Annotated in this window: 20 protein-coding genes; 4 read left to right on the top strand and 16 right to left on the bottom strand. The window is 64.8% G+C overall.

Annotation, left to right across the window (positions count from 1 at the left end; all coding sequences use genetic code 11):
- Positions 1 to 4: 4 nt before the first annotated feature.
- The 14 genes from CSQ93_RS09505 to CSQ93_RS09445 form a co-directional block, all read right to left on the bottom strand.
- The gene (locus tag CSQ93_RS09505) at positions 5 to 1,057 is read right to left on the bottom strand and encodes a LytR C-terminal domain-containing protein (protein ID WP_099377840.1); all 1,053 of its coding nucleotides are present in this window, start codon (positions 1,055 to 1,057) and stop codon (positions 5 to 7) included.
- Between the two features lie 11 nt (positions 1,058 to 1,068).
- Complete coding sequence (locus CSQ93_RS09500) at positions 1,069 to 2,007, bottom strand: type II secretion system F family protein (protein WP_099377839.1); 939 nt, start codon at positions 2,005 to 2,007, stop codon at positions 1,069 to 1,071.
- A gap of 13 nt (positions 2,008 to 2,020) precedes the next feature.
- Entirely contained in the window at positions 2,021 to 2,998 is a 978-nt protein-coding gene (locus CSQ93_RS09495) for a type II secretion system F family protein (RefSeq protein WP_099377838.1), read from the bottom strand.
- 8 nt (positions 2,999 to 3,006) lie between these two features.
- Positions 3,007 to 4,353 carry a CpaF family protein gene (locus tag CSQ93_RS09490; protein WP_199534321.1) on the bottom strand — a complete coding sequence of 449 codons (1,347 nt, stop codon included), beginning with the start codon at positions 4,351 to 4,353 and terminating at the stop codon, positions 3,007 to 3,009.
- Between the two features lie 49 nt (positions 4,354 to 4,402).
- Positions 4,403 to 5,572, bottom strand: a complete 1,170-nt coding sequence (locus CSQ93_RS09485) for an AAA family ATPase (protein WP_099377836.1) — start codon at positions 5,570 to 5,572, stop codon at positions 4,403 to 4,405.
- 52 nt (positions 5,573 to 5,624) lie between these two features.
- On the bottom strand, positions 5,625 to 6,233 hold the full coding sequence (locus CSQ93_RS09480; protein ID WP_099377835.1) for a TadE/TadG family type IV pilus assembly protein: 609 nt from the start codon (positions 6,231 to 6,233) through the stop codon (positions 5,625 to 5,627).
- Positions 6,223 to 6,705, bottom strand: coding sequence for a TadE/TadG family type IV pilus assembly protein (locus CSQ93_RS09475; protein ID WP_099377834.1), 483 nt, complete (start codon positions 6,703 to 6,705; stop codon positions 6,223 to 6,225). Before CSQ93_RS09475 ends, CSQ93_RS09480 begins: the two co-directional genes overlap by 11 nt.
- Entirely contained in the window at positions 6,702 to 8,123 is a 1,422-nt protein-coding gene (locus tag CSQ93_RS09470; RefSeq protein WP_158301187.1) for a pilus assembly protein TadG-related protein, read from the bottom strand. Before CSQ93_RS09470 ends, CSQ93_RS09475 begins: the two co-directional genes overlap by 4 nt.
- Complete coding sequence (locus tag CSQ93_RS28805; protein ID WP_158301186.1) at positions 8,113 to 8,415, bottom strand: hypothetical protein; 303 nt, start codon at positions 8,413 to 8,415, stop codon at positions 8,113 to 8,115. Before CSQ93_RS28805 ends, CSQ93_RS09470 begins: the two co-directional genes overlap by 11 nt.
- 16 nt (positions 8,416 to 8,431) lie before the next feature.
- On the bottom strand, positions 8,432 to 9,880 hold the full coding sequence (locus CSQ93_RS09465) for a type II and III secretion system protein family protein (protein ID WP_099377832.1): 1,449 nt from the start codon (positions 9,878 to 9,880) through the stop codon (positions 8,432 to 8,434).
- An 18-nt stretch (positions 9,881 to 9,898) separates the two neighbouring features.
- Positions 9,899 to 10,756 (bottom strand): Flp pilus assembly protein CpaB, encoded by an 858-nt coding sequence (cpaB, locus tag CSQ93_RS09460; protein WP_099377831.1) that lies wholly within the window; start codon positions 10,754 to 10,756, stop codon positions 9,899 to 9,901.
- Entirely contained in the window at positions 10,753 to 12,126 is a 1,374-nt protein-coding gene (locus CSQ93_RS09455; protein WP_099377830.1) for an ATP-binding protein, read from the bottom strand. The genes cpaB and CSQ93_RS09455 overlap by 4 nt, the downstream gene beginning before the upstream one ends.
- A 94-nt stretch (positions 12,127 to 12,220) precedes the next feature.
- Positions 12,221 to 12,754 carry an A24 family peptidase gene (locus CSQ93_RS09450; protein WP_099377829.1) on the bottom strand — a complete coding sequence of 178 codons (534 nt, stop codon included), beginning with the start codon at positions 12,752 to 12,754 and terminating at the stop codon, positions 12,221 to 12,223.
- 53 nt (positions 12,755 to 12,807) lie between these two features.
- Positions 12,808 to 12,990, bottom strand: coding sequence for a Flp family type IVb pilin (locus tag CSQ93_RS09445; protein WP_034752975.1), 183 nt, complete (start codon positions 12,988 to 12,990; stop codon positions 12,808 to 12,810).
- Positions 12,991 to 13,471: 481 nt separating this feature from the next.
- On the opposite strand from CSQ93_RS09445, the gene CSQ93_RS09440 reads away from it, so the two are divergent.
- Entirely contained in the window at positions 13,472 to 14,518 is a 1,047-nt protein-coding gene (locus CSQ93_RS09440) for a GGDEF domain-containing protein (RefSeq protein WP_099377828.1), read from the top strand.
- Here the strand turns inward: CSQ93_RS09440 and CSQ93_RS09435 are convergent.
- The gene (locus tag CSQ93_RS09435; protein WP_099377914.1) at positions 14,515 to 15,741 is read right to left on the bottom strand and encodes an HD-GYP domain-containing protein; all 1,227 of its coding nucleotides are present in this window, start codon (positions 15,739 to 15,741) and stop codon (positions 14,515 to 14,517) included. The genes CSQ93_RS09440 and CSQ93_RS09435 overlap by 4 nt on opposite strands.
- Positions 15,742 to 15,879: 138 nt before the next feature.
- On the opposite strand from CSQ93_RS09435, the gene CSQ93_RS09430 reads away from it, so the two are divergent.
- Together CSQ93_RS09430 and CSQ93_RS09425 are read left to right on the top strand one after the other, a co-directional pair.
- The gene (locus tag CSQ93_RS09430) at positions 15,880 to 16,821 is read left to right on the top strand and encodes a LysR substrate-binding domain-containing protein (RefSeq protein WP_099377913.1); all 942 of its coding nucleotides are present in this window, start codon (positions 15,880 to 15,882) and stop codon (positions 16,819 to 16,821) included.
- A 194-nt stretch (positions 16,822 to 17,015) separates the two neighbouring features.
- Entirely contained in the window at positions 17,016 to 20,612 is a 3,597-nt protein-coding gene (locus tag CSQ93_RS09425; RefSeq protein ID WP_099377827.1) for an indolepyruvate ferredoxin oxidoreductase family protein, read from the top strand.
- Between the two features lie 34 nt (positions 20,613 to 20,646).
- Here the strand turns inward: CSQ93_RS09425 and CSQ93_RS09420 are convergent, their stop codons facing one another.
- Positions 20,647 to 21,657: a substrate-binding domain-containing protein gene (locus tag CSQ93_RS09420; protein WP_099377826.1), complete on the bottom strand. Its 1,011-nt coding sequence runs from the start codon at positions 21,655 to 21,657 to the stop codon at positions 20,647 to 20,649.
- Between the two features lie 435 nt (positions 21,658 to 22,092).
- On the opposite strand from CSQ93_RS09420, the gene CSQ93_RS09415 reads away from it, so the two are divergent.
- Entirely contained in the window at positions 22,093 to 22,425 is a 333-nt protein-coding gene (locus CSQ93_RS09415) for a hypothetical protein (RefSeq protein WP_158301185.1), read from the top strand.
- Position 22,426 lies beyond the last annotated feature (1 nt).

Genomic DNA, 22,426 nt, shown 5'->3' with positions numbered 1-22,426 from the left:
CGTGTTAACCGAGCCGCGCCAGCGCCTGGCGCGCCAGCTGCAGCTGCTGCAGATAATAGCGGTGCAGCATGGCCGGATCGCTCAGGTCGCGCCCCAGCACCAGGCGCAGCTCGCTGGCGGGGCAATCGGCGGCCTGGGTCTGCACCTGGGTTTGTACCTGCAGCCCCAGCTGACGGGCCAGCTGAAGCGCCGCCTGCTCCTGCGCGGGCCGGTACTCGACGCGCGTGCGCGCCACCTGGAAACTGGTTTCATTGGCCAAGCGCACCACCTGCACGGGAGCACCGGCCAGGCTGCGCGCCAGCGCTGCGGCCAGGCCGGGCACGCCATTGCCGTTCACAATTTCCAGGCGCGGACGCGGCACGGCAGCGACAGCGGGCACGCCGTGCGCGGCCGCCGACACGCGCTGCAGGCGCGCCATGCCGTCGGTTTGCGTGATGTCGATGCGCGCCATGGCAGGCACATCCGGCAGCGGCGCGGCCACGGGCACAGCCTGCGGCGGCGCCTCGCTGCGCAAGACGGCCAGGTCGCGCCGTAAGTCATGTTCCTGCAGGCTCTGCGCCTGGCGCCGCATGACGGCGGCGCGCGCGTGCTGTCCCAGCCGTTCCAGCACTTGCGCCAGGTGCTGCCAGGCCAGCGCATTGAGCGGGTCAAGCAGACACGCCTGTTCCAGCGCCGTCAACGCTTGCGCATCGCGCCCGCTCAGGGAATAGGCGTGACCGAGATTGCTGAACAGATACGCCTGCTGCGGCTGCGGCGGACTGGCCTCCCGCGTCAAGGCCAGCCAATGGGCGATCGCCGCATCGTGTTCACCGCGCTGCGCATGCAGCACGGCCAGGCCGTTGCGCGCATTCACGTGGCGCGGTGCGGCGCGCAACGCCTGTTCATAGGCCGCTTGCGCGGCAGGCAAGTCGCCCCGCTCGAAATGCCGGCGCCCCGCCACGTAGGCGGCATCGGCGTCAGGCCACTGCGGCAGCGGCGCGTGGGCCAGCTGCGTGGTGCAGGCGGCCAGGCCCAGGCAGGCGCAGGCGGCGGCCAAGCGGGAAATCGTCAAGCGCATGATAGCTCCTTTCAGCGGTTGGCCATGGCCGGCACGAGCACGCGATAGACTTCGATCACGGCCGGCCCCATGAGCACCAGCATGAGGGTGGGAAAGACGCAAAAGATCAGCGGGAACAGCAGTTTCAGGGCGATCTTCGCTGCCGCCTCCTCGGCCAGCAGGCTGCGCTTGCCGCGCAGGTTTTCCGAATGCACGCGCAGCGAATCGCCCATGCTGGTGCCGAAGCGTTCCGATTGAATCAGCATGGCGACCAGGGTGTCGACGTCTTCCACGCCACTGCGCAAGGCCAGGTTGCGCAGCGCCTTTTCCTTGGAAAAGCCGGCGCGCATTTCCATCAGCACCAGTTGCAATTCCTGCGCCAGCACCACGCTCTTGATATGGATTTCGCCCGACACTTTGACGAGCGCGCGCTCCAGGCTCAGGCCCGCTTCCACGCACACGGTCAGCAAGTCGAGCGCATCGGGGATGTTTTCAAAGATGTCGCGCTGGCGCCGCTTGGCCGTGCTGGCCAGCACCAGGTTCGGCAGGTAGTAACCGAGGGTGGCACTGACGCACAGCAGCAAGAGCAGCACGCTGCGCAGCTGCGCCGCCATGGCGCTGGCCGCGTACAGGCCCAGCACGGTGGGAAACAGCAGGGCCAGCACGGTTTTCGCCGCAAAGTACAGGGCCGGCGCGCTGGCCTGGCGCCAGCCCGCGTTCATGAAGCGCGTGCGCAGCGGCGAGCGCTCCCAGCCCTCTTCCGGCAGAGATAGTTTGCTGAACGGCTGCGCCACGCGCGCCACGCGCTCCACCCAGCCAGAGTCGGCCACCGCCTCGCTGGCGGCCGGCGCCATGGAACCGAACAGGCGCTGGCGCAAGGTGCCGGAAAAGAAGATCACCCATGCCAGCAGGGCCAGCGCCACCACCACGGCAAAGACGATCACGAGAAACAGCAGTTGTGCACCGCTCATGCGACCTCCTGTTTTATATCCTGATACGGATGACGTTGCGCATCCACACGACACCCAGCGCCACCATGCCGGCCGCGTACCACAGCAATTTGATGCCGCTGGGATCGGTCCACAGCAGGCGGATGTATTGCGGGTTGACCAGCGCCATGACGCCGATCATCACCACCGGCATCAGCCCCAGCACCCAGGCCGACATGCGCCCCTCGGCCGACAGCACGCGCACCTGCCCCAGCAGCTTCAAGCGGGCGCGGATGATGCGGGCGATGCTGACCAGCACCTCGGCCAGATTCCCGCCCGATTCGCGCTGCACCAGCACGGCGATGACGAGGTAGCGCAAGTCCGTCAGCGGAATGCGCGCGGCCAGGTTTTGCAGCGCCTCGTTCATCGGCACGCCGTAATTGATCTCTTCGTGCGCCATCTTGAATTCGCCGCTGATCGGCTCATTGAGTTCATCACCGACCATCTGCAGCACATTCGAAAACGAGTGCCCGGCGCGCAGCGCGCGGGCCAGGAAATCGGCCGCTTCCGGCAATTGCGCCTCGATCTTTTTCAACCGCGCCGCGCGCGCGCGCAGCACGACCATGCACGGCCCGCCGCCGGCCACGCCCAGCAGCAGCAAGGCACCCGGCAGCGGCATGGGCCAGATGAGCAGCCACAGCAGCGCCACCAGCAGCAAGCCGCCCGCGCCGCCCAGGAACTGCGCCACCGACCAGGACAAACCCGATTGCAGCAGCAGGTGGTCGAGCTTTGCCGCCTGCGGCAGGCGCCGCAGCCAGCGCTCGAGGCCGGGCGTGCGCGCATAGCGGCGTTGCTTGAGGATGGAGACCCGCTCGCCGCCCGCCTCACCGCGCGCCGCCATCAGCCGCAGGCGCCGGTTGATGCGCCGCGCCGCGCTGCCATGCGTGCCAGACCACCACAGCCAGGCCCCTTCCACCATCAGGATGCAGGCGGCGAACAGCAGCACGGCAAAGCCGTAGAAGACCAGGTCCATGCTGCCTCCTATTCGTAGATGCGGTCGGGGTCGAAGACGCTGTCTGGCACGGGCGCACCAAACATGCGCAAGCGTTCCGTGAAGCGGGGCCGCACGCCCGTGGCGCAAAAGTGGCCCAGCACCTTGCCGGCGGCATCGACGCCCGTCTGCTCGAAGCGGAAGATTTCATGCATGGCGATGATGTCGCCCTCCATGCCCGTCACCTCCTGCAGGCTGACCAGCTTGCGCGCGCCGTCCGTCAGGCGCGACACTTGCATCACCACCGTCACGGCCGAACAGATCTGCTGGCGCGTGGCGCGCGGCGTCAGGTTCACGCTGGCCATGCCGACCATGTTTTCCAGCCGCGCCAGCGCGTCGCGCGCCGTGTTCGAGTGGATGGTCGCCAGCGACCCTTCATGGCCCGTGTTCATCGCCTGCAGCATGTCGAGCGCCTCGGCGCCGCGCACCTCGCCCAGGATGATGCGGTCGGGCCGCATGCGCAGCGCATTGCGCACCAGCGCGCGCTGGCTCACTTCACCCTTGCCCTCGATATTCGGCGGACGCGTTTCCAGGCGCACCACGTGCGGCTGGCGCAGCGCCAGTTCGGCCGCATCCTCGATGGTGACGATGCGCTCGCTGCCGGGGATGAAGCCGGACAGCACGTTGAGCAGGGTCGTCTTGCCGCTGCCCGTGCCGCCCGAAATCAGGATATTCACCTTGGCCTGCCCCAGCGCCTGCAGCACCTGCACCATGGGCGGCGTCAGGCTTTTGTAGTCGAGCAGGTTGGCGATCGTCAAAGGCTGCACGGCAAAGCGCCGGATCGACAGGATCGGGCCATCGACGGCCAGCGGCGGAATGATGGCATTCACGCGCGATCCATCGGGCAGGCGTGCGTCGACCATCGGGCTCGATTCGTCGACGCGCCGGCCCACGCGCGAGACGATCTTTTCGATGATCTTCATCAGGTGCGCATTGTCGTGGAAGGTCACGTCCGTCAGCTGCAGCCGCCCGCCCCGCTCCACGTAAACCTTGTCGCAGGTATTGACGAGGATATCGGACACGCTGGCATCGGCCAGCAGCGGTTCCAGCGGACCAAAGCCCAGCATCTCGTGCTGGATGTCAAGCACCAGGCTATGCCGCTCGTGCTGGTTCAGCACGATGCGCTCTTCCTCGATCACGCGCTGCACCAGCAGCGCCAGCTCGTGCTTGAACTGCTCCGCCGTCAGGCGTTTCAAGCGTTCCAGGTCGATACGGTCGAGTATCGTCTGGTGCATGGTTTTTTTCAGTTCCTGGTAGGCGTGCAGCGCCAGCGCGCCCTGTCCATGCGTGGCGGGGCGCACCGTTTCATTCGCCGCCAGGCGTTCGCGTAAAGTCATCTCGGCTCCCATGATGGCTCCCGGCGGGAGCCTTGACATCTATCCTGTCCTAGGCCTCGCTGCGGCTGAACAGGCGGTCGAACAGGCCGCGGCTTTCCGTCACGCGGCGCGCCGTCACCAGCTCCACCAGTTCGGCCAGGCTGCGCGCCACGGCGCTGGTGCGCGACAGCTGCAGCAGCGGGATGCCCTGGTTGACGGAATCGGTGGCGGCGATGTAATCGTTGGGCACCGTGTGCACCACTTCCGCGCCCAGCGCCTGCTCCAGGTCCGCCAGGCGCAGGCGGCCGCCCTTTTCATAGCGGTTGACGATCAGGCGCAGGCGTTCGCCCGGATAGCCGAGCGAGCGGAAAATGTCGAGCAGGCGGCGCCCGTCGCGGATGTCGGGCAAGGCCAGCTGCAGCACCGGATAGATGGCGTCGGCATTGTCGAGCGCGCGCAGCGACAGCGCATCAATCTGGCGCCCCACGTCGAGCACGATGTAATCGTAGTGTTGGCGCGCCACGGCCAGGATGCGGTCCATGTGCTCGGGCTGCATGTCGATCTTGTGCGCGGGGTCGTCGGCCGCCGCCAGCACGCCGAAGTTCGGCGTCACGTGCACCAGGCACGAGGCGAGGAAGGCGCCATCCATGCGCGCGATCTGCGCGCAGATGTCGGACAAGGTCATGGCCGGCTTCTGGTCCGAGACATACAGGGTGGCGTCGCCGAACTGGCCGTGCAAGTCGATCAGCAGCACCTTGCAGCCGGCCAGGCTTGCCAGCGCGTAGGAAAAATTCGTCGATAGAAAAGTGGCGCCGCTGCCGCCCTTGCACGAAATGAAGGCGAGCACTTTACCGTCGCGCATCTGCGTCACGCCGGCCTGGATATCGACCCGATCCATCGCCTCGTGGAAGGCCTTGTGCACCAGCGGCAGCTGCAGCACTTCACGCATGCCGGCGCGCATGGCGCGTATCAGCACATCCTGCTGCTGGCCACGCGTGAGCAGCATCAGCACGGCCAGCGGATACTGGCGCGCCAGGCGCTCGAGCAGGTCGGCTTCGTCGGCATCGATGCCGCTGGCGTCGACGATCACCAGCTCGGGCGCTTCGGGCAGCATGCGCTCGACGGCGTCGCGCAGGCCGCTGCGCCGCTCCAGCAGCCGCAGCACGGGCATGCGGGCCGCGCCTTGCGCCGCGATTTCATCGTGCAGGCTGGCGTCGCGGGTAATCACCAAGGCTTTCATCACCCCTCCTTCATTCAAGGCACTACATTCGGCTGCGCCGGCGGCTTGGCGCTCATGGACAAAAACCGGGATTGTCCGGATAGCCCAGCGACTCGGCCACCGCCATGGTGGTCCCGCTGGGCAAGCGTATGGCGCCTGCGCCAGAGGGAAACATCATCCCCAGCAGCGGCAGCACGGGCCGGTACGGCACGCGCTCGCAGCGCGCACCCTCGCCGGGCTGGCACAGGCGCGCGCGCACGAAGCGGATACAGCTGGCGCCCTGCGGATCATCCAGGCAATTGATGCGGTTGCGCTGCGGGCAACCCGGCAGCACCGTCACCGGCACGGCCGCCAGCGCGGCGCCCCCCGCGCTTTCCGACAAGTAATCGATGCGCACATGTGCGTCGCCGATGCCGCCGCCCAGCGGCAGCGTGCCCGGCGTGGCGCGCAGCACGGCTTGCGTGCGCACGGCCTGCAAGGCGCCGGCATTGCTGAAATCGGTGACGGCGGCGGCGCGCGCCGCGCGCCGGGTAATCTCATGCACCATGTTCCACACGTACACGGCGCGCGCCATTTCCAGCATGGCGAACAGGAACAGGAAGAACAGCAGCGCCAGCATGGCGAATTCGACGGCGAAGACGCCGCGCTGGTGCTGCCGGCGGAGGCGCGGTTCAATGGACATAGCGCAAGGTCGCGTTGGCCCGCAGCGGGATCGGCGCCAGTTGCGGCAGCCACTTGCGGGTCAGCGCAGGCAGGAAATCCACCGGCATGTCGGCGGTGACCTTGATGCGCACCTGCAGCGGCGCCGTGGCGTAGCTGCCGCAGGCATAGGAATCGTCGGCGTACACGCAATCCACATTGACCCATGCGGGATTGATGCCCGGCCAGCTTTCCGCCATCGCTTCGGCCACCATTTCCCGCGCCAGCGCGGCGCCCTGGCTCGCCGTATCGAACTTGCCCATCTGCGGCAGCGGCATGGTCGCCATGTAGCGCGCCGCATCGTGCGCGCTTTTTTGCAGTGCCGTGTACACCAGCAGCGCGCGGCCGAACAGCAGCACGAAGGGCAGCAGCGCCATGAAGAACAGCAGGATCAGCGCCAGTTCGATGGCGGCGACGCCGCCCTGGCGGCGTGCGGCGCGGCAGGGCGGCCTCATTGCAGCAGCTCCGCGGGGCCGGCCAGCGTGCCCTCGTCCACCAGGCCGGCAAATTCGCCGCTCAATACGCCATTGCTGGCCGGCGCCGTCATGAAGAAGCGGCCGATGCCGCGCACCTGCGCCAGCACGTCGCTGCCGGCCGGCACGGGGCAGGCCAGCAGGGGGATATGCAGCAGGCGCCGCTGCGCCACGCCCGTGTTGCCGGTCGGCGCCGTCTGGAAGCCCAGCGTCTGGTAGGGCGGCGTGGCAGGATAGCCGGACTTGGCGGCCGGCGCGGCCGGGCTGGCCGGATACAGCTTGGGCCAGTCGCTGGTGGCAAACGGCAGATAGCCGCCGGCCGGCTTCGGGTTGCTGTACCTGGCCGCCCTGGAAAACGACCACAGCGGCCCGTAACTGCCGACGGCGGGCGGCGTCGCGTTCGATTCCGGGTCGGCCACGGACAGCAGCGGATTGCCCGTGCTCAGGGCGCTCGGCGCGTCGGGCGCGTTCGTCATCCACCAGCTCGCGGCCGTATTCGGATAGGCGCGGATATTCGTGTCGGGCGGCGCCGTGACGGCATGGCAGCCGCTGCCCGCATGCTGGTTGAAGCGCGCATTGAAAGCCGTCCACAGCGCGGCGGGAAAAGGCCGGTGCACGTGCACCTGGGCGCTGCCGATGCGCGGATACTGCACCGTGCCGCTGCAGACAAACGGCAACACGCTCGCTTCACCGACCTGCTGCGACACTCCCACCACGCCCGGCTGGCCCAGCGGATTGAGCACGAAATGTTCGGCCGTGGCACCATGCGGATTGAGTTTCAACAGGTTATACGCCACGCCGCGGCGAAAGCCATATTCCAGCAACTCGACGGCCGGCAGCAGTGCCGCATTCGTGCGCGGGCTGGCCGCGCTGGCCGACAGCGCGCAGACGGCCAGCGGCATCAGGTGCAGGCTGGTGCGCCCCGCCACGGCGCGCGCGCCCGTGTCCAGGGTGCGCAGCGCCGGCGACCAGGCGCCGAGGAAGGCCGTCGCCACCCGCCCCAGCGAGGGTGTATTGGCCTGCGTATCGACGCGCACGAACAGCGCCGTGGCAGCGTCGGGCACGGCGCCCGCCGCATGCCACCCGCTGGCGGGTGCGTCGGGCGCGCTGGCGAAGCGGATGCTGGCGTCCGACAGGATGGCGCCCTGCATGCGGCGCCGCCATGCGCTGCGGTCGGCCGCACTGCCCTTGGCTTTTTCCACGGCGGCGAGCAAGCCCTCGGGCGTGCCCACCAGTTCCGCGGCGGCCGCCATTGCCGCATTGTCGGCCAGGTTCTGCAGTTCCGTCTTGCGGCCGATGACTTGTCCCACATCGAGCGCCAGGCCGATAAAGCCCAGCACCACGATGAGCAGGATGGAAAAGGCGATCAGCATCGCCCCGCGCTGGCGTCTATTTGCCACTGCCGCCTCCCAGCATGAATTGCACCGGCTGCGGCGCCTGGGCATTCGGTTCGGCAAACGACGCGCGGTAGCGCTGCATGACGGCGTGCGCGCTGGGTCCGTCGAGGCCATCGGCCGGCGTACGATTGCCCGTGCTGGCCGGATCGCGCACCTGCTGCGCCATGGCCAGGCGCACGGCGTCGCCGAAGCGCCGGTCCAGCTGCGGCGTGCTGCCGTGCGCGCAGGCGGCCAGCTGCATGGCCAGGGCCAGGGCCGCGAGGCGCCGCAGCGATGTCAAGAGCGAGTTCGGCATGGCGTATCTCCCCGTCTCATTTCAACTCGAAACCGTTGGCCGCGCGCGGTGCTGGTACCGACGGCGGCACGGACGGCGGCGCCAGCGTGCCTTCCATCTTGCCGCCTAACATCAAGTCCCTGCGCGAAGGCGGCGCCAGCTGCGCCGTCGGCAGCACGGCGTCGGCCGGCAAGGGTTTCACCAGATGCGCGGTAATGACGAACAGCAATTCCGTGCGGTCATGCTGGAAATCCGTGCTGCGAAACAGCGCACCGAGGATAGGCACTTCGCTGAGCCAGGGCACGCCCGCGATGTTGCTCACCTGGTTGTTCTTGATGAGGCCGCCGATGGCGTAGCTCTGGCCGTCGTACAGCTGCACCGTGGTCGAGGCGCGCCGCGTGGTGATGACGGGCAAAATAGAACGTCCGCTGACGCCGGCGGCGGAAATGCCCACGCCCTCGCGCGACAGTTCCGACACTTCCGGCGCCACCTTCAAATTGATGCGCCCGCCCGACAGCACGGTCGGCGTAAAACGCAGGCCGACGCCGTATTCGCGCTCTTCCAAGGTGATCTTGTTGTTGTCCTGGCCGACGGGAATGAATATCTTGCCGCCAGCCAGAAAACTGCCCTCCTGCCCGCTGATCGCCATCACCGTCGGCTCGGCCAGGATGCGCACCAGGCCATCCTGTTTCTGCGCCTCGATGGTCAGCTGCTGGCGGCCATTCGACTTGCGCACATCGAGCAAACCATTGGCCGTGCCGCTGAGGAAATTCGACAGCAAGGTGGTGGCCCAGCTGCCGGAAGCGAAGCGCAGGGTGGCGCCCACTTCCAGCCGTTCCAGCAGCGACTTCGACACTTCGGCGATCTGCACGGCCAGCATCACCTGCTGCGGCGCGCTGACGTCGAGCATGTTGATGATGCGGCTGTTCGCGCCGCCCGCGCCGCCACCGGGCGCCGTGGCGGCGAGGGGCATGGCGGCGCCATCGGCAGGCTTGGGCAGCGCCAGCGGCACTGTAGCGCGGCGCACATACGCGTGCGCCAGCTCGACGGCGCGCAGCACGGCGCCCGCATCCTGCACTGTGCCCGACAGCACCAGGGTGTCGGCCACGGCCGTCACGCGGATGGCTTTTTCTTCCGGCATCAGGGCCGTCAGAGTCGCTTGCAAGCCGGCCGGGTCCATGCTGACGCTGACGTTCACCACGCTACACACGCCGCTCCTGCCCTGGATGATCATGTTCGTGCTGCCCACGTCGACGCCGACCACATACAAGGTGTCGGGCGCGACCAGCATGGCCTGCACGATGGCCGGGTTGCCGACGCTGCGCTGTTGCACGGCTTCAGGCAGGCGCAGCATGCTCGACTTGCCCACCTGTAGCTGCAAGTTGCCGGGCGAGGCCGCTTCACCGCCGCAGCGCGGGCCAGGATCGGCCGCCGCGCCGGCCAGCGGCGACAGCAGGCAGAACAGTATCAGCAGGGCGCGGTTCATGAGCGTGTCCATGGTTGGCTAAAAACATTCGCGCGACTGGCGCGTCCCGTCGATGACGCCGCTGCACTGGCGCGTCGCTTCCGGCGGCGCCTTCGCCACGCGTACCGGACGCGGCGCTGCGGCCAGCACGGGTGTGGCGGCAGGAACAGGTTCGTCAGCTTCGTGCGGTCCGCCCAGCAGGGTCAGCTTGGTGGCGCCCGCCGTCACGCCCGGCTGCGGGTCGACCTGGTTGCGCAGCACCAGCGACAGGCTGCCCACGCTGCGCGCCAGGTCCAGGTTTTCCGCCTGCTCCGGCGTCACTTCCAGAGTCACGGCATTGACCACGCGCGGCTTGGTCTCGTCGCGCCCCACTTCCTGCGCCACGGCCAGCACGAGGATGCGTTCGAGCACGATCTTGGAAATGTTGCGGCTTTGCGGAAACGCGCGGTCACCGGCATCCTGCTGGGTACTCACGATGATGTCGACATAGTTGCCCGGCAAGGCGAAGCCGGCCACGCCGATCACGTCGTTGACGCGCACGGTGATGGCGCGCCGGCCTTCCGTGATCAGGGCCGACAGGCCGCCCAGGGTGCCGGCCGGCGCCAGCTTGGCTTCGCTCAGCGGCTCGCCGCGCAGCACGCTGGTTTTCAGCACCCGTCCCGCCAGTTTTGCCGGGTCTTGCAACGCGCCCTGCGGCAAGCTTTCCGCCGGCCATTCGGCCAGGCGCAGCATCTCTGGCGTCAGGCGCTGGCCCAGGTTGACATCGCTGGCGGCCACGACGATCTTGCCCTTGCCGGCCGGCGTCTGGCGCAGCAGCCAGTGCGAGGCCAGCAGCACGGCCAACAAGCCCAGCACGACCGCCAGGCCCATCATCAGGAGGGCGCGCCGGTTTTTCATGCGATGCGCTCGCACAGGCTGGCGGCCGGCATGTCGCAGCTGGCAAACAGGCTGCTCCAGGCTTGCTCCAGGGCGGCCACCGTCAGACAGGCCTCGCTGCCGGCAAAGCCGGCGAAGTCGCCTATGCGCGCCAGCAATTCCTGCGGATAGCTGGCCAGCAAGGGCCGTCCCTGCGCGCCATGCAGCTGCAGCAGATGGTGCACGGCCTGCTCGTCGATGGCCATGCCGGCCAGCCGGCATTGCTGGCGGAACAAGGCGCGATAGGCGCTCTCGGCCAGCGGCCCCACCTGCACCTTGTAGCCGATGCGGCGCAGCAAGGCGGCATCAAACAGCTCGCCCGGCGGCACGTTCGTGGCCAGCACGAGGGCATTGTCGAACGGCACGCTGATCTGCACGCCGCCGGGCAAGCCCAACTGGTCGCTGCCGCGTGCCAGCGGCTGCATCAGCCGCGTCAGCAATTCTTGCGCGCCCAGGCGCTGGCGGCCCAGGTCGTCGATGATCAGCATGCCGTTGTTCGCCCGCACATGGGGCGGCGCCTGGTAGCAGCCGCCGCTGGCGTCATGGCGCAGTTCCAGCATGCCGGCGTCGAGCTCGGCGCCCACGTGGATCACGGGACGCTGGCACAGCACCCAGCGGATGTCTGTGCTGCGCCGCTCCAGCGCCTGGCGCGCATGGCTGACGTGCTGCGGCGCGGGCGGCAGGTGCTGGGCCGGATCGTACAGCTGGATGATGTCGTGGCCGACGACGATGGCGTAGGGCACGGCGACTAGACCGTGCAGCAATTGTCCCAGCTGCAGCGCCAGGGTCGACTTGCCGCTGCCTGGCGGACCGTACAGCAGCAGCGAACGCCCCGAATGCAGGGCCGCGCCGACCACGTCGAGCATGCCCGGTCCCGCGTGCGCGCCTCCGAGCACAGCGGCCAGGTCATCGCTGCCGACGCGCTGTTCCTGCGCCAGCCACGACTGGCGCGCCACCATGGCACGATACGCTTCCAGGGTAACGGGAGCGGCACCGATATATGCGCAGCGCTCAAGAAAAGCGCTGGCGCGCTGCTTGCCGGCGCTCGTCAGCTGGTACTGCACATCGATATCGGATTCGCCGCGCCAGGCCACTTCGGCCATCTGCTCCGTCACCATGAAATCGAGCACTTCGCGCAAGACATTGATCGACAGGCGCAAGCGCGTCGTCAGCGCGGACAGGTGCGTCTTGCCGCCCACGAACATCAGCTTGGCGATCAGTTCGACGACCAGCGGCCGCTCGAGTCCCGTTTCACGCAAGCTCTTCGGCTGCGGCGGCAAGGGCGGCATCAGGTTCGCGTCGGCAGGGCGCGGCGCACTCTCGGTGCTCAGGGAATAGTCGACCTCGGTCATGCTGCGTCTCCTTAGCCGGTTAAGCGGGCATTCAACAGAATTCATTCTAGCGAGCGGGGACTGGCGCCCATTGATCAAGAGCAATGAATACCAATCAGAAATAGTGCCGCCCTTGCACCAGCAGGCAGCCCAGGGCAATGGCCAGTCCGTACGGCATGTTGCCCACGCTGGCGCCGCTGCCGAGTGCGGTTGGCGCCAGGGGAATGCCTGCCATGCGCGCGATCATCGGCCACAGCAGCTGGCGCAGATTGAGCAGGCAGGCGCGCCACTTGCCCTGGTACGTGATCATCAGCACGGCCATCAGGCCGCCCAGGACAAACGTGGCGAAACAGATCTGCAGCACGGGCCAGGGACCGGCAAAGGCGCCCGCCATGGCGATCAGCTTGACGTCGCCGGCGGCCATGCCGCGCAGCACATACAAGGGTAAAAAGAGGAAAAAGCCCGTCGCCATGCCGCCCAGCCACAGCGGCAGCACGTTTTGCGGCCACAGCCACAGGTGCACGACCAGGGCAGTGAGGATGCCGGCCAGCACCAGCCAGTTCGGAATCTTGCGGCGGATCAAATCACTGACGGCGGCCCCCGTCACAAAGCACAGCAACAGCAAATCGCACAAGGCAGTTGCAGGCATGGCACACCTCCCGAAAAAAACCCGCCACCGGCCGGCCGATGACGGGCACCCGCTTAGGGCGTCAACACCAGGTTCGACGAAATGTCGGTGAGGACGGCCAGCAAGTTGGTCTTGATCAGCAAGAAACCGGCCGTGATGGCGGTAGCCATCAAGGCCGCAATCAGGCCGTATTCGATTGCCGTAATGCCATCCTCATCCTTGACAAACTGCTGTACTGCCGACAGGAAGGTATGCATGACAAGCTCCCAAAAGTGAATCACAAGTCCCTGGCGCAATCGGGTGTGAAACATTGCCCATTCCTGCTAATATGTTTCCTGCCGTAAATTTCTGCGCCATTGCATTGACTATAAAGCGTCCACGTTTTGGCAAATTGACGCGCCACAAGTTTCCACATGGAAATTATCAAACCCTGTTGAAATGACGGCTAACGCAAACAAATGTTGCGATCAGGATTGAAAGCCTTCGTCAGAGCAAGTTTTTTGCAATGCAGTGCATGAATCTCATGTATTTACATGAAATATTGCATACGTTAATTGCCTATTAGGCAAAAAGACATTATCCTGCTTAGCTCTTCTTTGGAAAGGCCTCTCGCCCGGCGGTACAGAGCGTCATGCCACCAAATAAATCTTGGCTTCTTGTAGACGGACGCGAACATGCTCTTGCTTGATGCAATGCTGGTATGACGACACTTGTGTGACTACTTTCCAGAGATCGACAATGGATTCCCTACTGAAACACATGGTGGACATGACCGGGCACCGCGACCACACGATGCTCGACATCTCCGTGATCTCGGCGGTCCAGGAACTCGCTGCCGCGTCACAGACCCGTGTGCTGGCCCTGACCACCGTGCGTGGCCAGGTGTTCGTGCGGTCGCGGGCCATCATCGTGGCGGGCAGCGTGGCCCGCATGGAAGAGCATAACGACCCTACCCTGCCGGGCGAACCGCTGTCGGACTATCCAGCCCTGGCCGCCTGCATCAAGCGCCATGAAGCAAGCGCCGACACCCTGTGCGCCGACGGCCGCCACCTGCTGTGGCTGCCCATCTGGATCGGCGACCAGGTCACCACCTGCCTGGAAATCACCAACCCCACGCCGTACACGGGCGCCACCATCCAGGTGATCGGCGGCATCGTCAGCGTGTACCGCAATTTCCAGAACCTGCTCGACTACAGCGAACGCGATTCGCTCACCGGCTTGTTGAACCGCAAGACCTTCGACGACCAGCTGGCGAAAATCCTGCAAAGCCGCGGCGAACCGGAAGCGGAGAAGCCGCGTCCCGTCGATGAGGAACGGCGCCACCATACGGACACGGAACGGCAATGGCTGGCCGTGATCGACGTCGATCATTTCAAACTGGTCAACGATAAATTTGGCCACCTGTATGGCGATGAAGTGCTGATCCTGATCGCCAACCAGCTGCAATCGTCGTTCCGCTCGCAAGACCGCATCTTCCGCTTCGGCGGCGAGGAATTCGTCGTGCTGCTGCGCTCGATCACCCTGGACAATGCGCAGAAAATCATCGACCGCTTCCGCACCAACGTCGAGGCGCACGACTTCCCGCAAGTGGGCAGAGTGACCGTCAGCGTGGGCTTCGTCAGCATCAACGCCTACGAGGCGCCCGTCATCATCCTCGGCCGCGCCGACCAGGCCCTGTATTACGCGAAAAGCCATGGCCGCAACCTGGCCTGCCATTACGATGAGCTGGTGGCAAAAGGTCTGTTAACAACCATTACCTCGAACGATACGGCAGAATTCTTCTAGGCATCCGCCAGCGATAAAAAGCGCATGGGATCGACTTGCCACTTGGCAGCCGACTCATGGCCGACGATCTTGTCGGCGCCGCCGAAGCCGAAGCCGCGCGACAGGTCGACCGTTTCCGGCTTGATGTAGGTCTTGCTCTTCGTACTGAAAAACACATTCACCTTCGGCGCCAGCAGATTGCTTTCGTGTGCCTCGACAACGACGGCCAGGCGGCCCGATTCCAGCATCACCATGGTGCCGACCGGATAGATGCCCACGCAGCGCATGAAATCCTGCGCGAACACGGGGTTGAAATGGAATTTGCTCCATTCATAGATCTTGCGCAAGGCTTCGGCGGCGGGAATCCCCTTGTGATAGCTGCGATCCGATGTCAGCGCGTCATACACGTCGACGATGGCGGCCATCTGCGCCAGCTCGCTGATGGCGTCGCCGGCCAACTGGTCCGGGTAGCCGCTGCCGTCGCGCCGTTCATGGTGATGCAGGGCGATGTCGAGGGGAATCGCGCCCACCTCGGGCGACTGGCGCAGGATGTCGTAGCCGTCGCGCGGATGGCGTTTGATCAGGGTAAATTCTTCCGGCGTCAAGGGACCGGGCTTGTTCAGCACGCTGTCGGGCACCAGGGCCTTGCCCGTGTCGTGCAGCAAGCCACCGAGGCCCGCCTGGTGCGTGGTAGCCGCATCGATGCCGCGCGAGCGGCAAAACGCCACCAGCAGCGCGCATACGCTGACGGAATGCAAAAAGGTGTAGTCATCCTTGCTCTTGATGCGCAACAAGCCGACCAGGGCGCCAGGATTGCGCAGGATCGATTCGGTGATGTCTTGCACCGTGTGCTGCACGCGGTCGAGCTCAACAGCTTTGCCCAGGCGCACGTCGGCCATCACCGTGCGCACCAGGCTGGCCGCCTGCCGCCGCACCTGCGTGGCGCGCGCCAGCTCCATACCCAGCGACACGCGCGTGACCACTTGCGGCAGCGTGGCGATCTGCACCAGTTCGCGCTCCGTCTCGGCGCGCGCCTGCGCCACGGTGGGCGCGTCCTGCACGTCGAGACCCTTGCCGCTGTCGATCACCACGTCGTGGATGCCGGCCTGCACGATCTTGCGGATCTCATCGTCGCTGCGCAACAGGAAACGGTTGCGCACGAACGGATGCGTCATCCAGTCGCAGCTGAGGTCATGAATGTACATGCCCACTTTTAATTGAGACGAATCAACTTTCTTGAGCATGCTGTCATCCCACAAATACGCGGCTGGAGCACCGAAGGCGCTAGAATGAGTATAACAAAATTGTTATTCTGCTGGCCGCGTTCGGCGCCGTGGCGCAACACCCCGTTTTTTCCGCTCAACGCACCGCTTCTGGGACCCATGGAACTGCGCCAATTACGCTACTTTGTTGCCATCGTCGACCACGGCTCGCTGTCGCGTGCTGCCCTGATCCTGCACGTGGCGCAGCCGGCCCTGACGCAGCAGCTGCGCCAGCTGGAAGAGGAACTGGGCGTGCAACTGCTGCACCGCTCGGCCCAAGGCGTGCTCAGCACGGACGCGGGCAAGGTGTTTTACGAACATGCGCAGGCGATCCTGAAACAGGTGGCCGACGCCCGCTCGGCCGTCACGCAAAGCGCCACGCGGCCGTCCGGCAATGTCACCCTGGGCTTACCGCACAGCATCTCCGGTGCCCTGGCCCTGCCCCTGCTGCTGGCCGCGCGCGAACGCTATCCCGAAATCACCCTGCAGCTGACGGAAGAAATCACGGGCAACCTCAATGAACAGCTCAAATCGGGCCGCATCAACCTGGCCGTGCTGTTCGACGATGGCCAGCTGACGCCGTTTTCCTGCAGCCCGCTGGTGGAAGAAGAGATGCGTTTTATCTGCCGCAGCGATTCGCCATTCGCGCCCACCGGCCATGCCGTGTCGTTCCAGCAAGCCCTGAGCACCACCCTGATCCTGCCGGGCCTGCAGCATGGCGTGCGCCCGCGCATCGACAGCCGCGCGCGCGAACTGGGCCTGGAAACGGCGAACGTGATCGAGATCAATTCGATCGCCATCCTGAAATCGGCCATCCTGGCCGGCATGGGCGCCACCATCCTGCCGGCCGCGCCCCTGTTGGCCGAACTCGATAGCGGCGCCATGCGCAGCTATGCCATCCACAGCCCCGTCCTGTCGCGCACGGTGGCCCTGTGTGCGTCAAAAAATATCCCGCTGACGAATGCAGGCAACGCCGTGAAAAACCTCGTGCTGCAAGTGGCCGCCGAGCTGTGTGGCAGCGGGCGCTGGGTGGGGGCGAATGTGCTCTCGCCTATGGCATAAGTATTTCTTATACCCCCATCGGCAAAGCGTATTTGCCCACTCCCCTGACTCGTTCTACACTGACCACATTAACTATTTTAAATTTAAAATAGTTATATGCCGCCCACACGCGGCCATCCCGTCTGCACAGCGCGCGCCTTACCGGGCGCGCCCCTTGTACAGCCGTTATCTGAAACACCCTTTTGGAGACAGCCATGTCCGTGACCACGGAAAACGGCTCCGCAGCGTTCGTTAGAAACGCCGGTGCCGCGCCATCTACGCCCCCCGACACTTCCCGTTTGACCACCGTCAGCCTCGACGACAAATACACGGCCACTTCCGGCGCCATCTTCCTGTCCGGCATCCAGGCCCTCGTGCGCCTGCCGATGATGCAGCGCCTGCGCGACCAGGCCGCTGGCCTCAACACGGCCGGCTTCATCTCCGGCTACCGGGGATCGCCCCTGGGCGGGCTCGACGAGAACCTGTGGAAAGCCAAGAAACAGCTGGAAGCGCACCACGTGCAATTCGTCCCCGGCGTCAACGAAGACCTGGCCGCCACGGCCGTCTGGGGTTCGCAACAGGTCGACCTGATCGGCCCGGCCAAGTACGACGGCGTGTTTGCCATGTGGTACGGCAAGGGTCCGGGCGTGGACCGCTGCGGCGATGTCTTCAAGCACATGAACCACGCGGGAACGTCGAAACTGGGCGGCGTGCTGCTGGTGGCTGGCGATGACCATGGCGCGTATTCGTCGACCCTGCCGCACCAGTCCGACCATTTGTTTTCCGCCTCGATGATTCCCGTCCTGTATCCCTGCAATGTGCAGGAATACCTGGACCTCGGTATCCACGGCTGGGCCATGTCGCGCTTTTCCGGCTGCACGGTAGCCTTCAAGGCCCTGGCCGACACGGTCGAATCGTCGGCCTCCATCGATGCCGACCCGTTCCGCGTGGAAGTGAAGATTCCGCAGGATTTCATCATGCCCGAAGGCGGCCTGAACGCGCGCCTGTCGAGCATCCCGCTGGGCCAGCAGGCGCGCAACCAGGAAGCGCTGATGCAGGATTACAAGATCTATGCAGCCCTGGCCTACGCGCGCGAAAACAAGCTCAACCACACCACCATCGACAGCCCGAACGCCAAGCTGGGCATCATCGCCTCCGGCAAATCGTATCTGGACGTGCTCGAAGCACTGGAAGAGCTGGGCATCGACGAACAGATGGCGGCCGACGTCGGCATGCGGCTGTTCAAGGTGGCCATGCCGTGGCCGCTGGAACCGGATAGCGTGCGTGAGTTTGCGCAAGGTCTCGATGAAATCCTCGTGGTAGAAGAGAAGCGGCAAATCGTCGAGTACCAGTTGAAAGAACAACTCTACAACTGGCGCGACGACGTGCGCCCGCGTGTCATCGGCAAGTTCGACGAAAAGGGCGAATGGGTGGCGCCGCGCGGCGAATGGCTGCTGACCTCGAAGGCGGATTTTTCCGTCTCGCAAGTGGCGCGTGTCATCGCCAGCCGCATCGCACGCCTGATTTCCGACCCCGTCACTTGCGACCTGATCAAGGCGCGCTTGAGTTTCCTCGACGCCAAGGATGCGGTATTAAAGAAAGCCGTGAATACGCCGTTCCGCCCCGCGTTTTACTGCTCCGGCTGCCCCCACAACACGTCGACCAAGGTACCGGACGGCAGCCTGGCGCTGGCCGGCATCGGCTGCCACGTGATGGCCACGTCGATCTACCCGGAAATGAACAAGCTGACCACGCACATGGGCGGCGAAGGCGCGCCGTGGATCGGGCAAGCCGCGTTTTCCGAGCTGCCGCACGTGTTCCAGAACCTGGGCGACGGCACATACTTTCATTCCGGCTACCTGGCCATCCGCGCCGCGCAGGCGGCCAAGGTGAACATCACCTATAAAATCCTGTACAACGACGCCGTCGCCATGACGGGCGGCCAGCCCGTCGACGGCCTCATCACCGTGCCCATGATGGCGCAGCAGGTGGCAGCCGAGGGCATCGCCCGCATCGCGCTGGTCACGGAAGACCTGAGCCGCTACAGCGACCGCAGCAACCTGCCCGCCCACCTGACCTTGCACGACCGCAAGGACATGGATGCCGTGCAGCGCGAATTGCGCGAAGTAGCCGGCGTGTCCGTGCTGATCTACGACCAGACGTGCGCGGCCGAGAAACGCCGGAGAAGAAAAAAAGGCGAATATCCCGATTTACCGAAACGCATGGTCATCAACGACGCCGTCTGCGAAGGCTGCGGCGACTGCGGCGTGCAGTCGAACTGCGTGTCGATCCTGCCGAAAGAGACGGAATTTGGCCGCAAGCGCACCATCGACCAATCCTCGTGCAACAAGGATTACTCGTGCGCCAAGGGCTTTTGCCCCAGCTTCGTCACGGTCGAGGGCGGTAGCCTGAAGAAGACCAAGACGGGTGCCAGCAAAGCAGGCGAGACGGACAACTTCGGCCCCTTGCCGGAACCGGTACTGCCCGCTTGCGACGCGCCGTACAACATCCTCATCAACGGCATCGGCGGCACGGGCGTCATCACCGTGGGCGCCCTGATGGGCATGGCGGCCCACCTGGAAGGCAAGGGTGCGTCCGTGCTGGACATGACGGGCATGTCGCAAAAGAACGGTTCCGTCACCTCGCACGTGAAAATCGCCAGGTCGCCTGCGCACATCCGCGCCCAGCGCATCGCCACGGGCGAAGCGGACCTGATTCTGGGCTGCGACATGCTGACGGCCGGCGCGCAGGACGCCGTGTCGAAAATGCGTCCGGGCCGCAGCCTGGCCGTCGTCAACCTGCACGAGCAGCCGCCGGGCACGTTTGCGCAGAATGCCGACTGGCAATATCCTACGACGGAAGTGCGCCAGCTGATCGAGGAATCCGTCGGTGGCGCGGACGCGGCCGACTTCATCGACGCGACCAAACTGGCGACCGCGCTGATGGGCGACTCGATTGCCGCGAACCTGTTCATGCTTGGCTACGCCTGGCAAAAAGGCCGCATCCCGCTGACGGAAGCGGCCTTGCTGCGCGCCATTGAATTGAATGGCGTGGGCATCGAATCGAACAAGAAAAGCTTCCTGTGGGGCCGCCGCGCCGCCGTCGACGTGCGCAAGGTAACGCAGATCGCCATGCCATCGCAAGCGATCATCGTGCAAATGCCGCAAAGCCTCGATAGCGTCATCAAGAAAAGAGTGGAGTTCCTCACCGCGTATCAAAATGCCGCGTATGCGGATGGTTACTTGACCCTGGTCAAGCAGGTACGCGACCGGGAAAACACCCTGGGATTGGGCCAGAAGCTGTCGACAGCTGTCGCCAAGAGCTATTTCAAGTTGCTGGCCTACAAGGACGAGTATGAAGTGGCGCGCCTGTACACGGATGGCCGTTTCGTGGAGCAATTGCAGCAGCAATTCGAAGGGAATTTCTCCGTGAAATTCAACCTGGCACCACCACTGTTCGCGAAGAAAGATGCGAAAGGCCACCTCGTGAAAGCGGAGTTCGGTTCCTGGATGTGGCGCGCCTTCAAGCTGCTGGCGAAAGCCAAGGGGCTACGGGGCGGCACCTTCGACGTCTTCGGTTATACGGCCGAGCGCAAGATGGAACGCGCGCTGATCGTCGAATACCGCGAACTGCTGGCCGGCATGCTGGTCAACCTGACGGCGGACAACCTGGCGACCTGCGTGGAACTGGCGACCCTGCCCGAAAAAATCCGCGGCTTCGGCCACGTCAAGGAAGCGGCCGTCGACACGTATCGCCTGGACAAGGCGAGATTGCTGGCCGTGCTGGCTGATGGAAGCAAGCACGCGGCATAAAAGACAACGCAGAGCCTCGGCTCTGCGTTTTTTTTCAATCCGCGCAGCGCCCCACCGTCGCCCCCGGCAACAGCACCGGTTGCCAGATTTCCTGCAGCCGTTCCGGCGGCGTGCCAGCCAGCAGCGATTGCAGCATTTCGACCATCTTGGCGCCCGCGCGGCGCAGGTCGGGCTGGTCGATGGTGGTGACGTTGATGCCGATCAAAGTGTCTTCCACATTGCCCCAGACAATGACGGAGATTTCCTTGCCGATCTCGATACCCGCATCCATCAGCGCGCGCACCACGCCGACGCCGGACAAGTGGTTGTCGACGATGACGGCCGTGGGACGGGGCGAGCAGGCCAGCAATTGCTGCATGGCCTGGTAGCCGCTGCGGCGATCAAAAGTATTGTCGAGCAGATAGGCGGGATCGACCGGCAAACCCGCTTGCGCCATGCAACGGATAAAGCTTTCCTTGCGCTCATAGGCGAAATGCAAGTCCAGCGGTGCGCTCAGCAGGGCGATGCGCTGGTGGCCATGCGCCGCCAGGAAGGACACGGCCAGGTCGATGCCCGTGTCATTGTCGTAGTCAAAATACGCATACGGCGCGTCGATGCGCGTGCGGCCAGTCGCGACAAAGGGAAAACCGACTTTCGTCAGGTAGGCGATACGCTCGTCGACCACCTTGGTGCGGCCCACCACCAGGCCATCGACCTGGCGCCCGCGCACCATGTTTTCATACGAAGGCTGTTCATTCTGCGGTGACACGGGGGCGATGATCAAACTCATCTTCGACGCTTCGACGGCGTCCGACATGCCATTCACCACGGAAAGAAAGACGCTGTCGCCCAGGTCGCTGGGCAGCAGGGGATAGATCATGCCCAGCACATTGGTGCGGCCGACGGCCAGGCTGCGCGCGAGCGGGTTGGGCCGGTAGCCGACTTTCTTGGCGGCGGCCAGGACGATTTCACGGGTGCGGGAATTGACTTCCGGATAGCCGTTCAACGCCCTGCTGACTGTCGTTTTCGACATGCCGAGGGCAATTGCGAGGCTCTTGAGATTCATGTTAACTACCTGTCTGTATGGCAAAAGAAACCAACTCTGACCGTCAATTATAGCCCAGAGCGCCAAACAGACCGCGCATTAGCGTGCGCAGACCCGGTAGAAAAACAACAACATATTGACTATTTAAAAAGCAACATTTTAAATGTGACCACGTCTACCCTCTGCGCAGTGATGGTAGTCAGACAAGGGCGAAAAACGATAGCAGGTACTCACTTTGACAAGTGCTGCAGCGGCTTCAGGATGACGGCTTGGCAATGCAAGGCGTGCACGATAGCATTATCAAGAAAACATAATTTACTGGAACTGTGCGAGAATTTGTCCTACTCTTGATTCAGGTAAAGATTACCGCTTGGCATGTTGCACCTGATCCAGCACATCTTCCTGGATTCCCTTCTCTTCTGTACACGCCTGGGCATACTTTCAAAGGTGAACAATGTGGTCACGCTAACGTCTGTCAACAACTTGCAAGCCTCGCTGGTCACGGCGCAACGCCGGGTCGAGCAAGGCCAGAACCAGGTACAGCGCGACAGTGAACAGCTGGCGCAAAGCCGCCAGTTGCTGGCGCGGGAACAGGAATCGCTGAGCCAGACACAGCGCAGCAGCCAGCAAGCCCAGGCCGATGCCCCCACCGCCATCAAGGCGCCGCAGCTGGACCAGGCGATCAAGGTGGCCGTGCCGCAACAAGCCATCCCCGCTGCGCCGAAAAGCACGCCCCAGCTGAACGGCTATGGCCAGACCCTGGGCCGCCTGATCGACGTCACGGCGTAGA

Origin of the sequence: Janthinobacterium sp. BJB426, assembly GCF_002735705.1 — a bacterium.
Lineage (GTDB): Bacteria > Pseudomonadota > Gammaproteobacteria > Burkholderiales > Burkholderiaceae_D > Janthinobacterium.
Note: the sequence above shows the minus strand (reverse complement) of the source record. Positions and strands in the feature narration are given on the sequence as shown.